This is a genomic window from Streptomyces sp. NPDC107521 (assembly GCF_055598485.1).
Map to the genome: position 1 here is coordinate 37,014 of NZ_JBVKAT010000026.1, position 19,501 is coordinate 56,514.

The 19,501-nt window shown below is 73.0% G+C and carries 20 protein-coding genes and 3 tRNA genes; 5 read left to right on the top strand and 18 right to left on the bottom strand.

Features of this window, described 5'->3' with window-relative positions:
• Window positions 1-118: 118 nt before the first annotated feature.
• From rplL to ACZ7LB_RS28635, 9 genes are all read right to left on the bottom strand, one after another.
• Window positions 119-505: a 50S ribosomal protein L7/L12 gene (gene rplL, locus ACZ7LB_RS28595; protein ID WP_471472100.1), complete on the bottom strand. Its 387-nt coding sequence runs from the start codon at window positions 503-505 to the stop codon at window positions 119-121.
• Window positions 506-645: 140 nt separating this feature from the next.
• The gene (gene rplJ / locus ACZ7LB_RS28600; protein WP_161224533.1) at window positions 646-1,176 is read right to left on the bottom strand and encodes a 50S ribosomal protein L10; all 531 of its coding nucleotides are present in this window, start codon (window positions 1,174-1,176) and stop codon (window positions 646-648) included.
• 407 nt (window positions 1,177-1,583) lie between these two features.
• Window positions 1,584-2,423 (bottom strand): SCO4651 family lipoprotein, encoded by an 840-nt coding sequence (locus tag ACZ7LB_RS28605; protein ID WP_471472101.1) that lies wholly within the window; start codon window positions 2,421-2,423, stop codon window positions 1,584-1,586.
• 94 nt (window positions 2,424-2,517) lie between these two features.
• Entirely contained in the window at window positions 2,518-3,411 is an 894-nt protein-coding gene (locus ACZ7LB_RS28610) for an SCO4651 family lipoprotein (protein WP_471472102.1), read from the bottom strand.
• 250 nt (window positions 3,412-3,661) lie between these two features.
• Window positions 3,662-4,387, bottom strand: coding sequence for a 50S ribosomal protein L1 (gene rplA / locus ACZ7LB_RS28615; protein ID WP_161224536.1), 726 nt, complete (start codon window positions 4,385-4,387; stop codon window positions 3,662-3,664).
• Window positions 4,388-4,464: 77 nt separating this feature from the next.
• A complete protein-coding gene (rplK, locus tag ACZ7LB_RS28620) occupies window positions 4,465-4,899 on the bottom strand; it encodes a 50S ribosomal protein L11 (RefSeq protein WP_004927359.1) in 435 nt (144 codons plus the stop codon).
• 224 nt (window positions 4,900-5,123) lie between these two features.
• A complete protein-coding gene (gene nusG, locus ACZ7LB_RS28625) occupies window positions 5,124-6,011 on the bottom strand; it encodes a transcription termination/antitermination protein NusG (protein WP_471472103.1) in 888 nt (295 codons plus the stop codon).
• 81 nt (window positions 6,012-6,092) lie between these two features.
• A complete protein-coding gene (secE, locus tag ACZ7LB_RS28630; protein WP_161224538.1) occupies window positions 6,093-6,374 on the bottom strand; it encodes a preprotein translocase subunit SecE in 282 nt (93 codons plus the stop codon).
• Between the two features lie 109 nt (window positions 6,375-6,483).
• Window positions 6,484-6,556: transfer RNA gene (locus tag ACZ7LB_RS28635), tRNA-Trp, on the bottom strand.
• A 704-nt stretch (window positions 6,557-7,260) separates the two neighbouring features.
• Between ACZ7LB_RS28635 and ACZ7LB_RS28640 the strand changes: the two genes are divergently transcribed.
• From ACZ7LB_RS28640 to ACZ7LB_RS28650, 3 genes are all read left to right on the top strand, one after another.
• Window positions 7,261-8,487, top strand: a complete 1,227-nt coding sequence (locus tag ACZ7LB_RS28640) for a pyridoxal phosphate-dependent aminotransferase (RefSeq protein ID WP_471472104.1) — start codon at window positions 7,261-7,263, stop codon at window positions 8,485-8,487.
• A gap of 171 nt (window positions 8,488-8,658) precedes the next feature.
• Window positions 8,659-9,690, top strand: a complete 1,032-nt coding sequence (locus ACZ7LB_RS28645; RefSeq protein WP_471472105.1) for an adenosine deaminase — start codon at window positions 8,659-8,661, stop codon at window positions 9,688-9,690.
• A 566-nt stretch (window positions 9,691-10,256) separates the two neighbouring features.
• Window positions 10,257-10,460, top strand: a complete 204-nt coding sequence (locus ACZ7LB_RS28650) for a hypothetical protein (protein ID WP_471472106.1) — start codon at window positions 10,257-10,259, stop codon at window positions 10,458-10,460.
• Between the two features lie 21 nt (window positions 10,461-10,481).
• Here the strand turns inward: ACZ7LB_RS28650 and ACZ7LB_RS28655 are convergent, their stop codons facing one another.
• From ACZ7LB_RS28655 to ACZ7LB_RS28690, 8 genes are all read right to left on the bottom strand, one after another.
• Window positions 10,482-11,537 (bottom strand): UDP-N-acetylmuramate dehydrogenase, encoded by a 1,056-nt coding sequence (locus ACZ7LB_RS28655; RefSeq protein WP_471472107.1) that lies wholly within the window; start codon window positions 11,535-11,537, stop codon window positions 10,482-10,484.
• A 107-nt stretch (window positions 11,538-11,644) separates the two neighbouring features.
• Window positions 11,645-13,051 carry an MFS transporter gene (locus ACZ7LB_RS28660; RefSeq protein WP_471472108.1) on the bottom strand — a complete coding sequence of 469 codons (1,407 nt, stop codon included), beginning with the start codon at window positions 13,049-13,051 and terminating at the stop codon, window positions 11,645-11,647.
• Window positions 13,052-13,327: 276 nt separating this feature from the next.
• Window positions 13,328-13,936: a TetR/AcrR family transcriptional regulator gene (locus ACZ7LB_RS28665; RefSeq protein ID WP_471472109.1), complete on the bottom strand. Its 609-nt coding sequence runs from the start codon at window positions 13,934-13,936 to the stop codon at window positions 13,328-13,330.
• A 488-nt stretch (window positions 13,937-14,424) separates the two neighbouring features.
• Entirely contained in the window at window positions 14,425-14,853 is a 429-nt protein-coding gene (locus ACZ7LB_RS28670) for a MaoC family dehydratase (protein ID WP_161224544.1), read from the bottom strand.
• Window positions 14,854-14,860: 7 nt separating this feature from the next.
• Window positions 14,861-15,313, bottom strand: a complete 453-nt coding sequence (locus tag ACZ7LB_RS28675; protein WP_471472110.1) for an FAS1-like dehydratase domain-containing protein — start codon at window positions 15,311-15,313, stop codon at window positions 14,861-14,863.
• A 129-nt stretch (window positions 15,314-15,442) separates the two neighbouring features.
• On the bottom strand, window positions 15,443-15,607 hold the full coding sequence (gene rpmG / locus ACZ7LB_RS28680; RefSeq protein WP_003948671.1) for a 50S ribosomal protein L33: 165 nt from the start codon (window positions 15,605-15,607) through the stop codon (window positions 15,443-15,445).
• A gap of 89 nt (window positions 15,608-15,696) precedes the next feature.
• Window positions 15,697-15,769 (bottom strand) — tRNA-Met (locus ACZ7LB_RS28685).
• 45 nt (window positions 15,770-15,814) lie between these two features.
• A tRNA-Thr gene (locus tag ACZ7LB_RS28690) sits at window positions 15,815-15,887 on the bottom strand.
• A 788-nt stretch (window positions 15,888-16,675) separates the two neighbouring features.
• Between ACZ7LB_RS28690 and ACZ7LB_RS28695 the strand changes: the two genes are divergently transcribed.
• Window positions 16,676-17,962, top strand: coding sequence for an amidohydrolase family protein (locus tag ACZ7LB_RS28695; protein ID WP_471472111.1), 1,287 nt, complete (start codon window positions 16,676-16,678; stop codon window positions 17,960-17,962).
• A 639-nt stretch (window positions 17,963-18,601) separates the two neighbouring features.
• Window positions 18,602-19,258, top strand: coding sequence for an NAD(P)H-binding protein (locus ACZ7LB_RS28700; RefSeq protein WP_471472112.1), 657 nt, complete (start codon window positions 18,602-18,604; stop codon window positions 19,256-19,258).
• A 7-nt stretch (window positions 19,259-19,265) separates the two neighbouring features.
• Here ACZ7LB_RS28700 and ACZ7LB_RS28705 read toward each other — a convergent pair whose 3' ends face one another.
• Window positions 19,266-19,487: a hypothetical protein gene (locus ACZ7LB_RS28705; protein WP_471472113.1), complete on the bottom strand. Its 222-nt coding sequence runs from the start codon at window positions 19,485-19,487 to the stop codon at window positions 19,266-19,268.
• Between the last annotated feature and the right edge of the window lie 14 nt (window positions 19,488-19,501).

Sequence of the window (19,501 nt, forward strand, 5' to 3'; positions counted from 1 at the left end):
CGCCGCCCGTGCAAGGGAGCCGCCGCCGGTCCCCCCGTACGCCGAAGAGCGACCACCCGGATGGATGATCGCTCTTCGGCGCTTGCGCGTTACAGATCCCGCGGGATCCGTGAGGTCCTTACTTGACCTCGACCGAGGCGCCGGCGCCCTTGAGGGACTCGGCGGCCTTCTCGGCCTGCTCCTTGTTGACCTTCTCCAGGACCGGCTTCGGGGCGCCGTCGACCAGGTCCTTGGCCTCCTTCAGGCCGAGGGAGGTCAGCTCGCGGACGACCTTGATGACCTGGATCTTCTTCTCGCCGGCGCCGGTGAGGATGACGTCGAACTCGTCCTTCTCCTCGACGGCCTCGGCGACGGCACCCGCGCCACCACCGGCGACGACGACCGGGGCGGCCGCGGCGGCGGTGACGTCGAACTTCTCCTCGAACGCCTTCACGAACTCGGAGAGCTCGATGAGGGTCATGTCCTCGAACTGCGCGAGCAGGTCTTCCTGGCTGAGCTTCGCCATGATGGCGGTCCTTCCACTAATTCGGCGGGTGCCGGATGTACGGGGTGAGGCGGGCGGCTGCCTTACGGCATTACTGCGCAGACGTCTGGCCCGCTGCGATCCGCGCCGCGGGGCGGCGGCGGATCAGAAAGCGAGCCGAGTTACTCGGCACCGCCCTGCTCGTCCTGCTTGGCGCGCAGCGCGTCCACGGTGCGGACGAGCTTCGACGGCAGCGCCTGGAAGACGGAGGCAGCCTGGGACTGCTTCCCCTTGAAGGCACCGGCCAGCTTGGAGAGCAGAACCTCACGGGACTCGAGGTCCGCGAGCTTCTTGATCTCGTCGGCCGAGAGCGGCTTGCCGTCAAGCACGCCGCCCTTGATGATGAGATTCGGGTTGTCCTTGGCGAAGTCGCGCAGACCCTTCGCCGACACCACCGGGTCACCGGTGATGAAGGCCACAGCCGTCGGACCGTTGAAGTGGTCGTCCAGCGTGGAGATCCCGGCCTCGTTGGCCGCAATCTTGGTCAGCGTGTTCTTCACCACGGCGTACTGGGCGTTCTCACCGAGCGACCGGCGCAGCGTCTTGAGCTGCGCCACGGTGAGACCGCGGTACTCGGTCAGCACGGCGGCGTTGGAGCTGCGGAACTTGTCCGTCAGCTCGGCAACCGCGGCAGCCTTGTCGGGCCTCGCCATAGAGCCTCGGCCTCCTTCCGGGTGATTCGGACCGCGCGGACCCGAAGGAGGACTGGGGAAAACGAAACGCCCCGGCGCAGGCGCACGGGGCGTAGCTCGACCGGTTCCCTTCCGCGCGTCGGCGCGGTCGGCTCCCGGGAGCTTCTCCACTGTCACCTGCGCGGGTCGTCCGCAGTTCAGCGGATCCTTCGGCCACCGCGTCCTCTCACGAGCACACGGCAACGACCAGCGGTCTTTGGCTTCAGAAGGAGCGTACGCGAACGGGTCGCCGGCAGGCAAATCCGCCCGCACGGAGGCCGGCGGGCGGAGCGGAGCGTGGGCCGTGGGGGGCTGCGGAAGGCGCGGGGGCCGTGGGGGGCCGGTCGTGGGCCGCCCCACCGGCCCCGCGGAGAGGGGGCCTCGGAGGATCAGCCCTCGGCGCCTTCCTTCATCATCTCGCCGAGGTCCATGACCTGGGAGGCGGGCGGAGCGGTGACGTTCACGGGCTTGTTGAGGTCACCGAAGAGGATGGTGACGTCCAACGGGCCGTCCTTGGTCTCGCTCTGGGTGCGGAACTGCTTGGTGTGGTCCTCGCCGTCGATCCACATGTCCATCGTCAGCTCGTCGGCGCCCATCTTCTCGTACTGCTCCAGGGCCTTCTCGCGCTGTTCCCGGGTCTTCTCGTCCTTCTTCGCCAGGTCCTTCAGGTCCGCGAGGGAGACCTTGCCCCGGTAGTGGGTGGTCTCGACACCGTCGATCTTCTCGGTACCGACCTTCTCCACGTCCTTGGCGCCGGTCAGGAAGTTCGCCTCCTCGGCCGGATTGCGCTCGGCCGTGGACGCTCCGCCGAGCTGGTTCAGCTCGTCGTCCGCGCCCATGGCGGACAGGTCGAACTTGATCCAGCTCTTGCCGTCCATCTCCTTGGCCATCTCGGGGTTCCCGCCCATGAACATGGCGCCGTCGACGAGACGGATCTCGGCGGTCCCGTCGGCCCCCTGGTCAAGTGCCTTGATCTTCATGCTCATCGCGAGGGTGGGCTTGATGCGCATCTCGGCGTCGGCCTCGACGCGCCCCTCCTGCGGGGTGCGGCCCGTCATCCGGTAGGTCAGGGAGGTGATGTCCTCCGACTTCTTCGCGGCCTTGGCGACGGCAGCCGCCGGAGACATCTCCGGGGACTTCTCCTTCTCGGCGCCGCAGCCGACGGCACCGGCCGCGAGGAGCAGCGCGGCCACACCGGCGACCACGGGCTTGCGTATGGACTGGTTCATGGAATTTCCCCCCAAGGGATTCGGCCGCCCCACAGCGGACACACAGGCGGAGGGTAACCCAGCCCCAGGGGAAACGATCAACCAGATATCGCGGTCAGGAGGCGGGGGCTCCGCTCCGGGTCAGTTCCCCGAAGTCCACCGTGTCCTCGGCGGGGGGCGGCCGGACGAACACCGGGACCCCGTAGTCGCTGTAGTACGAGGTCTGGGACACCTCCCCGTCGGGCGTCCTGCCCCGCTCCGCGCGCTTCACCAGCAGATCACGGTCGTCGACCCAGATGTCGACGGTGCCGTGCGCCGTGGTGGAGCCGACCGTGCCGACCCAGTGCGTGGTGTTCCGGCCGCGCACCCGCTCCTCCCCCACCCTGCGCAGGTCCTCGCTGGTGAGGATCACCGCGATCACCTTGTCGGGGGTGTTGTCGCGCATCTGCCCGGTGATACCGGCCCCGGCACCACCGGGGAGCCTCTCCAGGTCCTCGTAGCCGTAGCGGAACCAGGACCGTCCCTGGAAGACAGCGGCCATGGCACCTCCCATCCGCGAGTAGAAGGCGTCGGGCAGATAGCGCGCCTCGACGGAGTCGGTGCCGATACTTCGCAGCAGCATGTCCTTGTAGTCACCGGTGCCCGTCATCGTCATGGCGCCGGTGACGCCGCTCCGCCAGGCGACGACGCCCTTGGCCTTGAGGGACATCCCGCCCTTGATCACGGTGCTGCTCTCGATCCTGGCCGAGCCCGCCTCGCGGAGGGCCCGCTCCACGGCGCGCAGTGCCTGCTCCGCCGGGACGTCACCGCCGGGGACGCCGGTGGCGGAGGAACCGGTGGGGTCGGCGGGGGCACTCGCCGCCACCGTGCCGTCGGGCCGTCCGGAGGCGGAGTGACCGCCCGCGGCGTGGTCCCCGTCGGAGCCCGAGCAGGCCGTCCCGGCCCCCAGCAGGACCGCCACCAGCAGAGCCGGCCACCGGACAGCGCGGCGCGCCGTCGTGCTCGTCATGTGCCAAACCCCCGTACCGCCCCGCCACCGCGGGACCGCCCCCGGGACCGCCCGCGCGGCCCGTACCGTCCTCCGCGCGCGCCGGTGCGCGTGGTCATCCCCGCACGGTAGCCCAGGCGGGGCACGCCCGTCCCGGGAATCCGCTGCCGGTCTTCCGTCACGGGAGACGGACCGGGCGTCCGGAGACGGGAACGGGCCCCGCACCTTCCGAAGGTGCGGGGCCCGTGGACCGGTTCGGTGAGCCGTGGGCTCAGACCGCCGCCGGGTCCTCCTCGGTGAGGAGGTTGCGGGTGCGGTTGGAGTCGACCGGGATGCCGGGGCCCATCGTGGTGCTGATGGCGGCCTTCTTGATGTACCGGCCCTTGGCGGCGGACGGCTTCAGACGGAGGATCTCCTCCAGGGCCGCGCCGTAGTTCTCCACCAGCTTGGCGTCGTCGAAGGACACCTTGCCGATGATGAAGTGCAGGTTCGAGTGCTTGTCGACGCGGAACTCGATCTTGCCGCCCTTGATGTCGTTGACAGCCTTGGCGACGTCCGGGGTCACGGTGCCGGTCTTCGGGTTCGGCATCAGACCACGGGGACCGAGCACGCGGCCGAGGCGGCCGACCTTGCCCATGAGGTCCGGGGTGGCGACGACGGCGTCGAAGTCCAGACGGCCCTTCGACACCTCGTCGATCAGTTCGTCGGCGCCGACGATGTCGGCGCCCGCGGCACGCGCGGCCTCGGCACGGTCACCGGTCGCGAAGACCAGGACCCGGGCGGTCTTGCCGGTGCCGTGCGGGAGGTTCACGGTGCCGCGGACCATCTGGTCCGCCTTGCGCGGGTCGACACCCAGGCGGAAGGCGACCTCGACGGTGCTGTCGAACTTGGTCGTGGAGGTCTCCTTGGCGAGACGGACGGCCTCGAGCGGGGCGTAGAGCTTGTCCCGGTCGACCTTGGCGTCCGCAGCGCGGAGAGACTTGCTGCGCTTGCTCACTACTGCTCCTGTGGCTTCTTAGGAGTTGTGGTCCGGGCCGAGCGGGCCCTGCCACTTCTGCTGCTGGAAGGTGGGGTTCAGCCCTCGACCGTGACGCCCATGGAACGCGCGGTGCCGGCGATGATCTTCTCGGCGGCGTCCAGGTCGTTGGCGTTGAGGTCGGGCATCTTGGTGGTGGCGATCTCGCGGACCTGGTCGCGCGTGATCTTCGCGACCTTGGTCTTGTGCGGCTCGCCGGAGCCCTTCTCCACGCCCGCGGCCTTGAGGATCATCTTGGCGGCCGGCGGCGTCTTGGTGACGAAGGTGAAGGAACGGTCCTCGTAGACCGTGATCTCCACCGGGATGACCCAACCGCGCTGCGACTCGGTCGCGGCGTTGTAGGCCTTGCAGAACTCCATGATGTTGACGCCGTGCTGACCCAGCGCGGGGCCGACCGGCGGAGCCGGGTTGGCGGCACCGGCCTGGATCTGGAGCTTGATGAGCCCCGTGACCTTCTTCTTCTTGGGAGGCATGGCTCTCCGGGTCCTTTCGATTCGGGTCCTGCCCGTGTCCGGTGAGTCTTTCTCAGGGAGTCCCCGGATGCGGGCATACCGCACAACGATAGCGGGTATGGATGCGCGGCCAAAAACCGAGCAGGTCAGACCGGCCAGCGAGGGCCGGTCCGACCTGGTCGGAAGCAGTACGTCCAGAAGGGGGCCGGCGCTGCCGCGGCGGTGTCGCCCGCCGCGGCGGGCGGCTAGTTCTTCTGGATCTGGTCGAAGCTCAGCTCGACCGGGGTCTCGCGGCCGAAGATCTCGACGAGGCCCTTGACCTTCTTCGAGTCGGCGTTGATCTCGTTGATCGTGGCCTGCAGCGTGGCGAAGGGACCGTCGGTGACGGTGACCGAGTCGCCCACCTCGAAGTCCAGCACCTGGACCTCGACCTTGCGCTGCGGCACCGGCTTGCCCTCGGCCTCGGCCGCCTCGCGGGCCGCCTTCTCCTCGGCCTCGGGAGCGAGCATCTTGACGATCTCGTCCAGCGTCAGCGGGTACGGGTCGTAGGCGTTGCCCACGAAGCCGGTGACACCGGGGGTGTTGCGGACGACGCCCCAGGACTCGTTGGTCAGCTCCATGCGGACCAGCACGTAACCGGGGAGCTTGTTCTGGCGGATCGTCTTGCGGTCGCCGTTCTTGATCTGGACGACCTCTTCCTGCGGCACCTCGGCCTGGAAGATGTACTCCTCGACGTTCAGCGAGACGGCGCGCTGCTCCAGGTTCGTCTTCACCCGGTTCTCGTACCCGGCGTAGGTGTGGATGACGTACCACTCGCCGGGGAGGATGCGCAGCTCCTGGCGGAGCTTCTCGATCGGGTCGACCTCGGGCTCCGGCTCGGTCTCCGCCTCGGCGGCCTCCGGCTCCTCGCCCTCGGTGTCCTCGTCGGTCCCGTCCCCGGTCTCCGCGGCGGCCGTGTCCTCGTTCTCGGTGTCCTCGGTGGCGGCGGTGACGGCGCCCTCGGCAGCCTCGGCCCCGGTGGGGGTCTGTGTGTCCTCGTTGTCCGCGCCGTCGACGAGGCCGGTCCCGTCCTCGACGGTCTCGGCAGCCTCCCCGCGAGGCTCAACGGCGTCGTTCACGTTCGGGTCAGACACTGTGGCTGCTTCTTCCTGGATACATAGGGGTGGAACACGCGAAAGGGGCGCCGGGTACCTCGGCGCCCTATCGCTCTCGGCTCAGCCGAAGATGTACTTGACAGCGTGGCTGAAGCCATAGTCAATCACGGTCACCAGGCCGATCATGATCACCACGAAGATGATGACCACGGTGGTGTAGGTCGTGAGCTGGTTGCGGGTGGGCCAGACGACCTTCCGCAGCTCCGCGATGATCTGCCGGTAGAAGAGCGCGAGGCGCTTCAGCGGGCCCTTCTTGGCGCGCTTGCCGCCCTTGCGCGGCTTCTCGTCCGGTGCCTCGTCCTGGGCATCAGGCATGTCGATGGAGCCCACGGCGTCCGTCACTCGTCCTCACCTGATTCCGGGTCGTGGCCGTGCCGCGCCCGGTATGAGCCGCACGGCGATGCATTGCTGTACGTAACCTGCGCACACATCCTGGCGATGGTGTGTGTAGCAGGGCCGGAGGGACTTGAACCCCCAACCGCTGGTTTTGGAGACCAGTGCTCTACCAATTGAGCTACGACCCTTTGTGTGCCCCCCAACGTACCGCATCCCCCCGGGTGCTCACTGTGCACCTGACGTGTGCGGGCCGCTGAAGGCCAACGAGGTGAGAGTGTACGTGTTCATGGGCCGGGCGTCGAACAGAAATGATCGACAGTCCTGATCACGGGCCGCCGGAACGCCCCTCCGGACGGTCCCGTGAAGGGGCATCCGGGGCATATCCGGGGGGCTTCCGGGTGTATCCCGGGTTTATTCGGACTGTTGTCCCGGAGTGCGGTGCGTGTCCCGTGGAGTGGGGGGTCCGGGCCCGTTCGGGGGCGTCCGGAGGTCTGCCGGAGGTCTGCCGGAGGTCTGCCGGGGTGCGGTCTGACGTGTCGGGGGGCCGCGGAGTTCCTCCCGGAGCCGGTCGGGAGAGGTCCGGCAGGGGCCCGCCGCTCCGGATGGGGGCGCTCCGAGAGCCCGGGAGTCCGGGAGTCCGGCGGGGCCCGCCAGGGGGGTCCGCCCGCCGGACTCGTCCTCCTCCCCGGGCCGCTCCGGGGGCCGTCGGGGGAGCCCCCGGGTCCGCTTCCGCCGCCGGCTCGCCCGGTCGTACCGCCGCCCTACCGTCCGCCCGCGTGCACACCAGGAGTCCGCCGGACGACCGCACGGTGTCCGGCCCGCCGTCGCCCGGTGGCGTTCAGTCCGTGAAACCCGTGTGCCGCTGAGGTTTCGGGTCTGGAACGATGGGGACATGAGCGCTGCAACCCCTCCGACCGAGCGCCGGGTCTCCGCCCGAGTCGGCGCGATCTCCGAGTCCGCCACCCTCGCCGTCGACGCCAAGGCGAAGGCCCTCAAGGCCGCCGGGCGCCCGGTGATCGGCTTCGGTGCCGGTGAGCCCGACTTCCCGACACCGGACTACATCGTCGAGGCCGCCATCGAGGCGTGCAAGAACCCGAAGTACCACCGCTACACGCCGGCCGGCGGGCTGCCGGAGCTGCGGTCCGCCATCGCCGAGAAGACACTGCGCGACTCCGGCTACGAGGTCGACGCCTCCCAGGTGCTCGTCACCAACGGCGGCAAGCAGGCCATCTACGAGGCGTTCGCCGCCATCCTCGACCCGGGCGACGAGGTCATCGTCCCCGCGCCGTACTGGACGACCTACCCCGAGTCCATCCGGCTGGCCGGGGGCGTGCCCGTCGAGGTCGTCGCCGACGAGACCACCGGCTACCGCGTCTCCGTCGAGCAGCTCGAAGCGGCCCGCACCGAGCGGACCAAGGTCGTCCTGTTCGTCTCCCCCTCCAACCCGACCGGCGCCGTCTACTCCGAGGCCGAGGTCGAGGCGGTCGGCCGCTGGGCCGTCGAGCACGGGCTCTGGGTGCTGACCGACGAGATCTACGAGCACCTCGTCTACGGCGACGCGAAGTTCACCTCGCTGCCCGCGCTCCTGCCCGAGCTGCGCGACAAGTGCATCGTCGTCAACGGCGTCGCCAAGACCTACGCCATGACCGGCTGGCGGGTCGGCTGGCTCATCGGCCCCAAGGACGTCGTCAAGGCCGCGACCAACCTCCAGTCGCACGCCACGTCCAACGTCTCCAACGTCGCCCAGGCCGCCGCGCTCGCCGCGGTCTCCGGCGGCCTGGAGGCCGTGTCCGCCATGCGCGAGGCCTTCGACCGGCGCCGGCGCACCATCGTGCGGATGCTCAACGAGATCGACGGCGTCCTCTGCCCCGAGCCCGAGGGCGCCTTCTACGCGTACCCCTCGGTCAAGGCCCTCCTCGGCAAGGAGATCCGCGGCACGCGCCCCGCGACCTCCGTGGAGCTGGCCGCGCTGATCCTGGAGGAGGCCGAGGTCGCCGTCGTGCCCGGCGAGGCCTTCGGCACGCCCGGGTACCTGCGGCTGTCCTACGCGCTCGGCGACGAGGACCTCGTCGAGGGGATCTCCCGCATCCAGAAGCTCCTGGCGGAGGCCAAGGACTGACGTCCGCCCCGCGGGTCCTCCCCGCGGCCACCGAAGAGGGCACCTCCCGGCGACGGGCGGTGCCCTCTCCGCTTCCGGCCGCCCGCCGTTCACGGGCGGTTCCCCGTACGGCCGCCTCCCGGATGGGCAAACCGCTACCCGCGCGGGCGCGGCGTGCGGCAGGATCACGGAATGGAGCGTGTACGTGATCTCTCTGAGCTGCCGAAGGCCCATCTGCATCTGCACTTCACCGGCTCGATGCGGCCCTCGACCCTGCTGGAACTGGCCGACAAGCACGGGGTGCGGCTGCCCGACGTCCTGACCGAGGCGCTGGGCCGGGGCGAGTCCCCGAAACTCCGGGCGACGGACGAACGGGGCTGGTTCCGCTTCCAGCGGCTGTACGACGCGGCGCGGTCCTGCCTGCGGGACGCGGACGACATCCGCCGGCTGGTGCGGGAGGCCGCGGAGGAGGATCTGCGGGACGGGTCGAAGTGGCTGGAGATCCAGGTCGACCCGACGTCCTACGCCCCGCGGCTGGGCGGGCTGATCCCCGCGCTGGAGATCATCCTGGACGCGGTGGACACGACCGTGCGGGACACCGGGATCGGGATGCGGGTACTGGTCGCCGCGAACCGCATGCGGCATCCACTGGACGCGCGGACGCTGGCGCGGCTGGCCGTGCGGTACGCCGACCGGGGGATCGTGGGGTTCGGGCTCTCCAACGACGAGCGGCGGGGCATGGCGCGGGACTTCGACCGGGCGTTCGCCATCGCGCGGGAGGGCGGGCTGCTGTCGGCGCCGCACGGGGGCGAGCTGACGGGGCCGGCGTCCGTGCGGGACTGCCTCGACGACCTGGAGGCGCACCGCATCGGGCACGGGGTGCGGGCGGCGGAGGATCCCCGGCTGCTGAAGCGGCTGGCCGACCGGGGGGTGACGTGCGAGGTGTGCCCGGCGTCCAACGTGGCGCTGGGGGTGTACGAGAAGCCCGAGGACGTGCCGCTGCGGACGCTGTTCGACGCGGGGGTGCCGATGGCGCTGGGCGCGGACGACCCCCTGCTCTTCGGGTCGCGGCTGGCGGCGCAGTACGAGATCGCGCGGCACCACCACGGGTTCACCGACGCCGAGCTGGCGGAGCTGGCCCGCCAGTCCATCCGCGCCTCGGCGGCCTCCGCCGACACCAAGGCCGGGCTCCTGTCCGGCGTCGACACCTGGCTGACCGCCTGAACCGGGCGGTTCCGGCGGGCGGCCCGTGCGGGGGCGGGTGGGGCTGTGCCCGCGGCGGTCCGTGCGGGGGCGTTCGGTCGTGAAGGGGTGTGCCTGCGGCGGCCTCTTTCGCTGTGTGGGGGTGCGCGTCGCGCCTCCCGGTGCGGTGTGGGTCGGGGCCGGGGCGGGGGTGGTCGTCCTCGGAACGGCGCGGAATCGGGTGGCGATAGGGCGCACTCTGTTGACGCGCCAACCTCTGCGGGCGACCACCCCCGCCCCGTCCCCTTCCCGCCGTACGCGACTGCGGGGCCACGCCCACTCTCCTCCGCCGGATTCCGCCGTGCGCGACTGCGGGAACCTGCCCGTCCTCTTCTTCCGGCTCTCGCCGTACGCGGGTGCGGGGCCGCGCCCATCCCTCCCCGCCAGTTCTCACCGCGCGCGGGTGCGGGGCCGCGCCCACCTCTCCCCACCGGTCCTCGCCGTACGCGGGTCGGGGCCGCGCCTGCTCGGCATCTTCGGCTTTCGCCGCGCGCGGGTGCGGGTGCGGGGCCTGCGGCTTCGCCGTGGCGGCCGCGTAGTCTGGCGGGGTGGAGGAGATGAGTGACGCGCAGCGGGTCGGGGCGGAGTTCGGGGCCATCGTTCTCGGCGCCCGGCTGAGCGAGGAGCCGCCGGATCCCGACAGCCCCCTCGGCCGGATCACGGCCTGGGGCGAGCTGTACGGCACGGACCGGCTGACCCCCGAGCACGTGGCCGCGGCCGTCGAGGGCCGTCCGCTCCCGCCGCCCGCCTGAGCGCACGGGCGGCGCGTGGGGTCAGAGCGTGACGCCCACCGTCACCGGCTCGTTGACCAGGGTCACGCCGAACGCGTCCGCCACCCCGGCCACCACCTCCCGCGCCAGCGCCAGCAGGTCCTCCGTCGTCGCCGTCCCCCGGTTGGTCAGCGCCAGCGTGTGCTTCGTGGAGATGCGCGCCGGGCCCTCGCCGTACCCCTTGGGGAAGCCCGCCCGGTCGATCAGCCACGCCGCGGAGGTCTTCGTACGACCCTCCCCGGCCGGGTACGCGGGCGGCTCCGCGTCGTCCCCGAGGCGCCCGGCGACCCTCGTCCGGAAGGCCGCGAACTCCTCGTCGGTGAGGATCGGGTTGGTGAAGAAGGAGCCCGCCGACCACGTGTCGTGGTCCTCCGGGTCCAGCACCATGCCCTTGCCCGCCCGCAGCTTCAGCACCGTCTCCCGCGCCCGGCCCACCGCGACCCGGTCGCCCGCCTCGACGCCCAGCGCCCGCGCCGTCTCGGCGTAGCGCAGCGGTGCGGAGAGGCCCCCGGCGTCCTCCAGCGCGAACCGCACGCGCAGCACCACGTAGCGCTCCGGGTCGGCCTTGAAGCGGCTGTGCCGGTACGAGAAGGCGCACTCGGCGTTGGTCAGGACGACCGTCTCGCGGGCCCGCCGGTCGTACGCGGTCACCTCGGTGATCGTGGACGCGACCTCCTGCCCGTACGCCCCCACGTTCTGGATGGGTGTCGCGCCCGCCGAGCCGGGGATGCCGGCGAGGCACTCGATGCCCGCGAGCCCGGCCTCGACCGTGCGGGCGACCGCGTCGCTCCACACCTCCCCGGCCGCCAGCTCCAGCGTCGTGCCGTCCAGCCGGTACCCGCGGGTGGCGAGGTGCAGGGCGGTGCCGTCGAAGCCCTTGTCGCCGATGACCAGGTTGGAGCCGCCGCCGATCAGCAGCAGCGGCGTACCGGTGTCGTCGGCCGCGCGGACGGCGGCGACGACCTCGGCGTCCGTGGTGGCCGTGACCAGGCGGGCGGCGGGGCCGCCGAGGCGGAAGGTGGTCAGCGGGGCGAGGGGCGCGTCATGGAGTTCCTGCACGGGGCCAAGACTACGAGAACGCCCCGGCCGTCGGCGGCGGGGCGTTCCCGTACGGGTGTCCCGGGACGGCGCCCCGGCCGTGGTGCGGCCCGGGGCGCCGTCCGGTCTCAGCCGGCCACGGCGGCCGGTGACCGCTCCTCCTCCGGCGCGGGCTCCGCCGTCGGCGGACCGGCCGGGCGGACCGGTCCCCGGGCCGGGATCAGCAGCACCGCGACACCGGCCAGGGCCACCGCCCCGGCGCCGACCAGCAGCGCCGGCCTCAGTCCGTCGACGAAGGTCCGCGCGGTCTCGTAGCCGCCCCGGGCCGCGAAGATCGAGCCCATGACGGCGATGCCGAGCGCCCCGCCCACCTCGCGGAGCGCGTTGTTGGCGCCGGAGGCGATGCCCTGCTCCGCCGGCACCACGCTGGACATCACCAGGGCGGAGGCCGGGGCGAAGTACAGGGCCATGCCGACGCCGCTGACGACCAGTCCGGGCAGCTGGACCCCGTAGGAGGCGTCGGCCGTGATCACGGTGGCCAGGTAGCCCAGCCCCACCGCCTGGAGGAAGAGGCCGGCCGCGACGACCGGGCGCCCCCCGATCCGGTCGGAGAGGATGCCCGCCACCGGGGCGACGATCATCGGCGCGCCCGTCCACGGCAGCATCCGCAGCCCGGCCTCGGTGGGCGAGTAGCCGAGCACGCCCTGGAGGTACTGGCTCAGCAGGAAGACCGAGCCGAACATGCCCAGGAACATCAGCAGTCCCGCCGCGTTGATCCCGGCGAAGGCGCGGGAGCGGAACAGCCGCATCGGGAGCATCGGGTTCCTGGCGCGGGTGCCGTGGAGGACGAAGCCCGCGAGCAGCGCGCCGCCGCCGGACAGCGCGGTCAGCACCACCGGTCCGCTCCAGCCGTCGACGGGGCCGCGCACCAGGCCGTAGACGATGCCGAAGAGTCCGCCGCTGGCCAGGAGCGTGCCGGGGACGTCGAGCGGGGCACCGGTGCCGTAGGACTCCGCGAGGCGGAAGCGGGCCAGCGGGAGCAGGGCGAGGCCCAGCGGGACGTTCAGCCAGAAGATCCACTGCCAGGAGAAGTGCTCGGTGAGGCTGCCGCCGATCAGCGGGCCGGAGGCCACCGCGAGCCCGTTGGCGGCGCCCCAGATCCCGTACGCCATCCCGCGCCTGGCGACCGGCACGGCGGCCGTCAGCAGGGTCAGGGTGAGCGGCATCATGATCGCCGCGCCGACGCCCTGGACCGCGCGGGCGGCGATCAGCGTGTCGATGCCCGGGGCCAGCGCCGCTGCGGCGGAGGCGACGGTGAAGACCACCAGGCCGGTGCCGAAGAGGCGGCGGCGGCCGAAGCGGTCCCCGAGCGCCGCGCCGAACATGAGCAGGACGGCGAAGGTGAGCGTGTACGCGCTCACGGTCCATTCCAGGTCGTGCAGCTCACCGCCGAGGTCCTCGCGGATCGAGGGCAGCGCGGTGGTGACGACGAGGTTGTCCAGCGAGGCCATGAAACCGGCGACGCTGGTGATCACGAGGGCCCAGACGGCTCCCCGGCGCGACGCCGGTCCGGCCGGTGATCCCGGTCCGTTCGCCGGCGACGGTGCGTCCGGCCGCTGCTCCGGGCCCGCCGGTTCGGGTGACTTCGGTGACTCCGGTGATTCCGGTGATTCCGGTGATTCCGGTCGCTTCGGTGGCATTGCTCCCCCACGGGTGATGGCCGTGCTTCACTCGGCCGTTGACATAGTTATCAATCACTAACTTTTATGGGCACGGAGAGACCGGGCGCTCCCCCGCACCCCGCCCCCGCGCTACTCCCCCGGCCCGGCCGCCCCGTCGGCGGCCTCCCCCGCGCCCGCCCCGCAGGACCCCGGCCCGGCCGCGATGTACAGCCCCTCCCACACCCGGTGACCGGACGGGAAGCCCATCGCCGACAGGCAGTTGACCAGCATGCCGCACGCCAGGAAGTTCGTCGTCTCCTCGACGTCGGCCCCCAGCGGCAGATGGACGGTGTCCCACAGCCGCATCCAGCCGGTGCGCACCGACTCGCCGAACTCGTAGTCGCCCTCCTGCTCGGCGGCGGCCACCGCGAGGTACATCTGCATCTGCATCATCAACTGCTCGGGATGCTCCGTGATGACGGTCAGATACGCGCCGCTCATGGCGTGCAGGGCGGCCTCGCCGGTCAGCCCCTCGGAGGCCTCCCGGAACATCCGCACCGTGTCGTCGACACAGCGCTCGGCCGCCGCCAGGAAGATCGCCTTCTTGCCCGGGAAGAGGCGGAAGAGATACGGCTGCGACACTCCGACCCGCTTGGCGATCGCCTCGGTGGAGGTGCCGTAGTAGCCGCCGCGGGCGAACTCGGCCATCGCCGCGCGGACGACGCTCTCGCGCCGCTCCTCAGCACTCATCCGGACCATGCGAGAAAGTTAGTGCTCGATTACTAACTCCGTCAAGCGGGGATTCGCGGGCCGGTCGCCGCCGCGGGGGCTTCCCTCCCGCGGCGGCGGCGCCCCAGGGGCCGTGGGACGCGCGAGTCGTCGGGTTCCGTCGCGCGCCTCCGGGGCGCGCGGGGCGCCGTCCGTCGGAGGGCGGCCGGGGGCGCGGGCGGCTGAGTGCCGTCGGCCGCGCGGGGCGCCGTCCGTCGGCGGAGGCCGGGGGGGCGGTCGGGCACCGTGGGCCCGTCGGGCGCCGGGCGGCCGGCGCCTTGGCGCCCGTCCTCCGTCGGACTCCGTACGCGATCTGCGTCACATCTGGCCACCGTCACTCACGGTCACCGAAATGGGGACCGATCGGGGGCCCGGGACGGCCGGAACGGGAGAAGGAGCGGAGCGGGGCGGGAAGAAAGAAGGAGCGGGGCGGGGCCGGGCCCGGGGGCCGCCGCTCCGTCCCGCTCCCGGGGGCCGGATCAGGCCAGGCGCACCACGGCCCGGGACATCCCCAGCACCTTCTGGCCGCCGCTGGTCGCCGTGACGTCCACGCGGACGGTGTTGTCGTCCAGCTTGGCCCCGACCTTGGCGCTGACCTCGATCAGGGCGCCCTTGTCGTCGTCCGGGACGACCACGGGCTTGGTGAACCGCACCCCGTACTCGACGACCGAGCCGGGGTCCCCGGTCCAGTCGGTGACCACGCGGACCGCCTCGGCCATGGTGAACATGCCGTGCGCGATGACGTCCGGCAGTCCGACCTCCCTGGCGAACCGCTCGTTCCAGTGGATGGGGTTGAAGTCGCCGGAGGCACCCGCGTACCGCACCAGCGCGGCGCGGCTCACGGGGAAGGTCTGCGCGGGCAGTTCCGTGCCGACCTCGACGTCGGCGTACGCGATCTTCGCGGTCATGGGGTGCTCACGCCTCCTCGGCCGCGCGGGCGACCAGCTTGGTCCAGGCGGTCACGACGTGCTCACCGGTCTCGTCGTGCACCTCGCCGCGGATGTCCAGGATGTCGTTGCCGGCCAGGGACTTGATCGCCTCGATGGTGGAGGTGACCGCCAGCCGGTCGCCGGCCCGCACCGGGCGGGTGTACGCGAACCGCTGGTCGCCGTGGACGACCCGGCTGTAGTCCAGCCCGAGCTGCGGGTCCTCGACGACCAGCCCGGCCGCCTTGAAGGTGATGGCGAAGACGAAGGTCGGCGGGGCGATCACGTCCGGGTGACCGAGCGCCTTGGCGGCATCCGTGTCCGTGTACGCGGGGTTGCCGTCCCCCACCGCCTCCGCGAACTCGCGGATCTTCTCCCGGCCCACTTCGTAGGGCTCGGTGGGCGGATAGGTCCGTCCCACGAAGGACTGGTCGAGCGCCATGGCTCGGCACCTCCTGCTCCTGCTGCTGGACTGCTGATGGATCCCCGCCGCGGTGCGCGGAGGGCAACTGGCCACAACGACGCGAGGCCGCCCCCAAACTACGGGGACGGCCTCGCGTACGAGCCTGTTTTATCGCGTCTCGCGGTGCGCGGTGTGCGCGTTGCAACGCGGGCAGTGCTTCTTCATCTCAAGACGGTCCGGGTTGTTACGCCGGTTCTTCTTGGTGATGTAGTTCCGCTCCTTGCACTCCACGCAGGCCAGCGTGATCTTCGGGCGGACGTCGGTGGCAGCCACGTGAGTGCTCCTTGACGAACGGATTGACTGTATTTACGCAGGAAAGAGTAGCCGATCGAAGGACCGACCCCGCAATCGGCTACTGACAGTAGCGGTGACCGGACTTGAACCGGTGACACAGCGATTATGAGCCGCTTGCTCTACCGACTGAGCTACACCGCTGAGATGCGATCGGACCCCGCCTCGCGGCGGGACCTCTCACACCAGAGCCCCAAAACGGAATCGAACCGTTGACCTTCTCCTTACCATGGAGACGCTCTGCCGACTGAGCTATTGGGGCGAGCGATGAAGACATTACACGGTCGCCCGCCGATCGCCCAAATCCGATTCACCGCCTCCGGGCACCGGTTCCGGAAGGCCCGGGGCGCGGGTTCCGCCGGGCCCCGGGCATCGCCTCCGGCGGGCCCCGGGCGCCGCCTCCGCCGGGCCCTGAGACCGGTTCCGGCGGGCGCAGGGCTGGGTGGTCCCGGTGGGCCCATGGGGGTCCGCGGAGGCCCATGAGGGCCCGTAGAGGCCCGTAGGGACCCGTGGAGACCCATCGGGGAACCGTGGGACGGAGGTACCGGCGGGTGCGGGCGGGCCGGGGAGCCGGGGCGGGTGGTTCGAGCGGCCGGGGGCGGGTACGGCGTCGGGCCACCGCCGTCCCCGGGCGGATCCGGCGCCACCCCGGGGCGGGTACAGCGGCGCCACCCAGGTCGGGTAGGGCGGCGGCCCGGGTCGGGTAGGGCGGCGGCCCGGCGGTCGCCGCGCTCCGGCCCGCCCCTTCGCCGTCCCGGCGTTCCCCGCCTCCGCCGTCCCGGCCGTCCGCCCGCTGGTGCCCGGCTCCGTCGCCGCGGGCCGAGCCCGGGGCCTCCGGGCCGGAGCGCGAGCCGGCCTCGGGGACCGGGCCCGGTCCGCCCGCGGGAGGGCACCCCGGGGGCCGTCCCGCAGCCGTCCGGGCCCGTGCCGGTACGACTAATGCGCTTCCCCCGCGTCCCCTCCGCCTCCCGGGCTGATCACCGTCCTACGCTCTTCCCACTCTGCGTGATCTCGCGTCCCCCAGCGCAGTCCCGAGCCCGGAGGAGCGCGATGCACGACAGCCACCCGCAGCCGCCGCACCACTCCCCCTCCGGCTCGGACCCGGCCGGCCCGGGGCCGCTGCTGCTGGCCGGGGCCCGGCTCACCGACGGCCGGACCGTGGACGTACGGCTGCACGGGGACCGCATCGAGGCCGTCGGCACCGCCGGCAGCCTCACGGCGGCGCGGCCCTCCGCACCCGGCACCCGCGTCGACCTCACCGGGTACCTGCTGCTGCCCGCCCCGGCCGAGCCGCACGCCCACCCCGACACCGCGCTGACCGCCGACCTCCCCGGCCCCGTCTCCCACGAGCCCGAGGAGGTGCGGCGCAGGGCCACGGAGGCCGCCCTGCTCCAGCTCGGGCACGGCGCGACCGCGACCCGGGCGCACGTGCGCGTGGGCGACGTGCCGGCGCTCGGCACCCTGGCCGCCGTGCTGCGGGCCCGGCGCGCGCTGCACGGGCTGGTCGAGCTGCGCACCGTGGCGATGCCGAGGCTGCTGACGGGGGTGGCCGGGGCCGACGGGCTGGCCATGCTGCGGGACGCGGTGGCGATGGGCGCCGACGTGGTGGGCGGCTGCCCCGACCTGGACCCGGACCCGGCGGGATACGTGGAGGCGGTGCTGGACATCGCCGCCGAGCACGCGCGCCCCGTCGACCTGCACACCGACGCCGCCGACCCGGCCCGGCTGTCCCGGCTGGCCTCGGCCGCGGGCGGGCTGCGCCCGGGGGTGACCCTGGGGCCGTGCGGCGGGCTGGAGCGGCTGCCGGCCGAGGTCGCCTCCCGGACCGCCGACCGGCTCGCCTCGGCCGGGGTGACGGTGGCGTGCCTGCCGCAGGGCGGCTGCGGCGCGGTCGAGCCCCGCTGCGGCTCGGCGCCGGTACGGCTGCTGCGGGCGGCCGGGGTGCGGGTGACGGCGGGGAGCGGGGCCCTGCGGGACGTGTCCAACCCGGTGGGGCGGGGCGATCCGCTGGAGGCGGCGTTCCTGCTGGCCTCGCGGCACGGGCTGCGCCCCGAGGAGGCGTACGACGCGGTGAGCGGCGCGGCCCGGGGCGCGCTGGGGCTGCCGGAGGTGCGGGTCGAGGCGGGGTTCCCGGCGGAGCTGCTGGCGGTGCGCGCGGACCACCTCTCGGCCGCGCTCTCCCTGGCGTACAGCCGGGTCGTGATCCACCGGGGGCGGGTGGTCTCCCGCACCAGCGCCGTCCGCGAGTACGGCGACCCGGCGCCGCCCCCCGGCCCCGTCCCCTCCCCCGGGCCGGACCGGGGGCTGCCCCGGCAGGGGCGCGGAGGGTCGGGATGAGGGGCGGGCGGGGGGCGTGGGGGCGCGGCCGGGGCGGGCGGCGGCCCCTCGCGGCGGGTGGGGGCGTGCCTGGCTGCGGGGCGTGCACGGCCCGGCGGGGCGTCGGGGCGTCGACCGTTTGAGGACGTCGGGCGCGCCGGGCGTCTCGGGCGCTTGGGTACGTCGGGCGTGCCGAGCCTCTCGGGCGCACCGGTTCTCGTCGCGTGCGTCGGCGGCGCTGAGGGCGGCTGTGAGCGCCCGGCGCCCCGCCGGTGCCGCCGGGCGGCGACAGTCGCCTCCCGGGGCGGCCAGGAGGCCGTCAGGGGCCGGGAAGGGGCGGGTATCGCCCGTGGGAGGTACGGCCACCGGGAGTGCGGGGAGGCGGGGACAGCCGCCCGGAGGCGGAAGCGGGAGGCGGGAAGGGGCGGGAGCGAGGGGACGGCCCGGCGGCGAGGGCCGTGGGCACGGCGGCGAGGAGCCGGATGCGCGGCCGCGAGGAGCCCGAGGCGCCGCGAGCGGCCGGGGCGCGCGGCGGTGGAGGGCTCGGGGGCGGACCCCGGGGAACCCCCGATCCCGTCCCTGGGCGGCGCGTTCACCCGTGGGGGGCGGCCCGGCGGGATCGTGCGGCGGCGGTCGGCGGCGGGGCGTACGGTCGAAGGCATGCGCATTGTCATCGCTGGTGGTCATGGTCGGATCGCGCTGCGGCTGGAGCGGCTGCTCGCCGGGCGCGGGGACGAGGTGGCGGGCATCATCCGCAGCGCCGGACAGGCCGCGGACCTGAGGGACGCCGGGGCCGAACCGCTGCTGCTGGACCTGGAGTCGGCCTCCGTCGAGGAGGTGGCCGAGGGGCTGCGGGGTGCCGACGCCGCCGTGTTCGCGGCGGGCGCGGGCCCCGGCAGCGGGGCGGCCCGCAAGGAGACCGTGGACCGGGCGGCGGCGGTGCTGTTCGCCGACGCGGCGGTCCGGGCGGGGGTGCGGCGCCATGTCGTCGTCTCCGCCATGGGCGCCGACCCGGCGCACCCGGGCGACGAGGTCTTCGACGCCTATCTGCGCGCCAAGGGCGCGGCCGACGCGTACGTCCGCTCGCTGGACGCGCTGGACTGGACGGTCCTGCGCCCGGGGCGGCTGGCCGACGGTCCCGGCACCGGCCTGGTCCGGCTGGAGGCGCGCACCGGCCGGGGCGAGATCCCCCGGGACGATGTGGCAGCCGTCCTCGCGGAGTTGGTGGACACCTCGGCGACCGCGGGTCTGACCCTGGAGCTGATCGGCGGCTCGACGCCGGTGCCGGTGGCGGTCAAGTCCGTCGCGGGGAACTGACTTCCGCTCAGAACAACGGCAACTGCCCCGGGAAATCCGGCAGTACATGGCCGTCCAGCGACGGCTGGGCGGCCCCGAGCGGGGCGGTCCGCCGGGAGCCGGGGCAGGAGACCAGGGCGCCGCTCTCCCGGGTGCCGGGCGCGTCGTGGCGCGCGTACCGCCCGGCGACGACGGCGATGTCGCGCCGGCACTCGGGGCAGCTTCTGCGACGGGCGGACGAGAAGGTCATGCGCCCAGTGTGCC

Excerpts from the sequence above, each read along its gene's own strand:
- rplJ (WP_161224533.1), bottom strand. The coding sequence starts at position 1,176 with ATGGCGAGGCCCGACAAGGCTGCCGCGGTTGCCGAGCTGACGGACAAG.
- rplK (WP_004927359.1), bottom strand. The coding sequence starts at position 4,899 with ATGCCTCCCAAGAAGAAGAAGGTCACGGGGCTCATCAAGCTCCAGATC.
- ACZ7LB_RS28695 (WP_471472111.1), top strand. The coding sequence starts at position 16,676 with ATGCACGACAGCCACCCGCAGCCGCCGCACCACTCCCCCTCCGGCTCG.
- ACZ7LB_RS28645 (WP_471472105.1), top strand. The coding sequence starts at position 8,659 with ATGGAGCGTGTACGTGATCTCTCTGAGCTGCCGAAGGCCCATCTGCAT.
- rplL (WP_471472100.1), bottom strand. The coding sequence starts at position 505 with ATGGCGAAGCTCAGCCAGGAAGACCTGCTCGCGCAGTTCGAGGACATG.
- ACZ7LB_RS28705 (WP_471472113.1), bottom strand. The coding sequence starts at position 19,487 with ATGACCTTCTCGTCCGCCCGTCGCAGAAGCTGCCCCGAGTGCCGGCGC.
- ACZ7LB_RS28700 (WP_471472112.1), top strand. The coding sequence starts at position 18,602 with ATGCGCATTGTCATCGCTGGTGGTCATGGTCGGATCGCGCTGCGGCTG.
- ACZ7LB_RS28670 (WP_161224544.1), bottom strand. The coding sequence starts at position 14,853 with ATGACCGCGAAGATCGCGTACGCCGACGTCGAGGTCGGCACGGAACTG.
- ACZ7LB_RS28610 (WP_471472102.1), bottom strand. The coding sequence starts at position 3,411 with ATGACGAGCACGACGGCGCGCCGCGCTGTCCGGTGGCCGGCTCTGCTG.
- ACZ7LB_RS28640 (WP_471472104.1), top strand. The coding sequence starts at position 7,261 with ATGAGCGCTGCAACCCCTCCGACCGAGCGCCGGGTCTCCGCCCGAGTC.
- ACZ7LB_RS28665 (WP_471472109.1), bottom strand. The coding sequence starts at position 13,936 with ATGGTCCGGATGAGTGCTGAGGAGCGGCGCGAGAGCGTCGTCCGCGCG.
- ACZ7LB_RS28605 (WP_471472101.1), bottom strand. The coding sequence starts at position 2,423 with ATGAACCAGTCCATACGCAAGCCCGTGGTCGCCGGTGTGGCCGCGCTG.
- ACZ7LB_RS28675 (WP_471472110.1), bottom strand. The coding sequence starts at position 15,313 with ATGGCGCTCGACCAGTCCTTCGTGGGACGGACCTATCCGCCCACCGAG.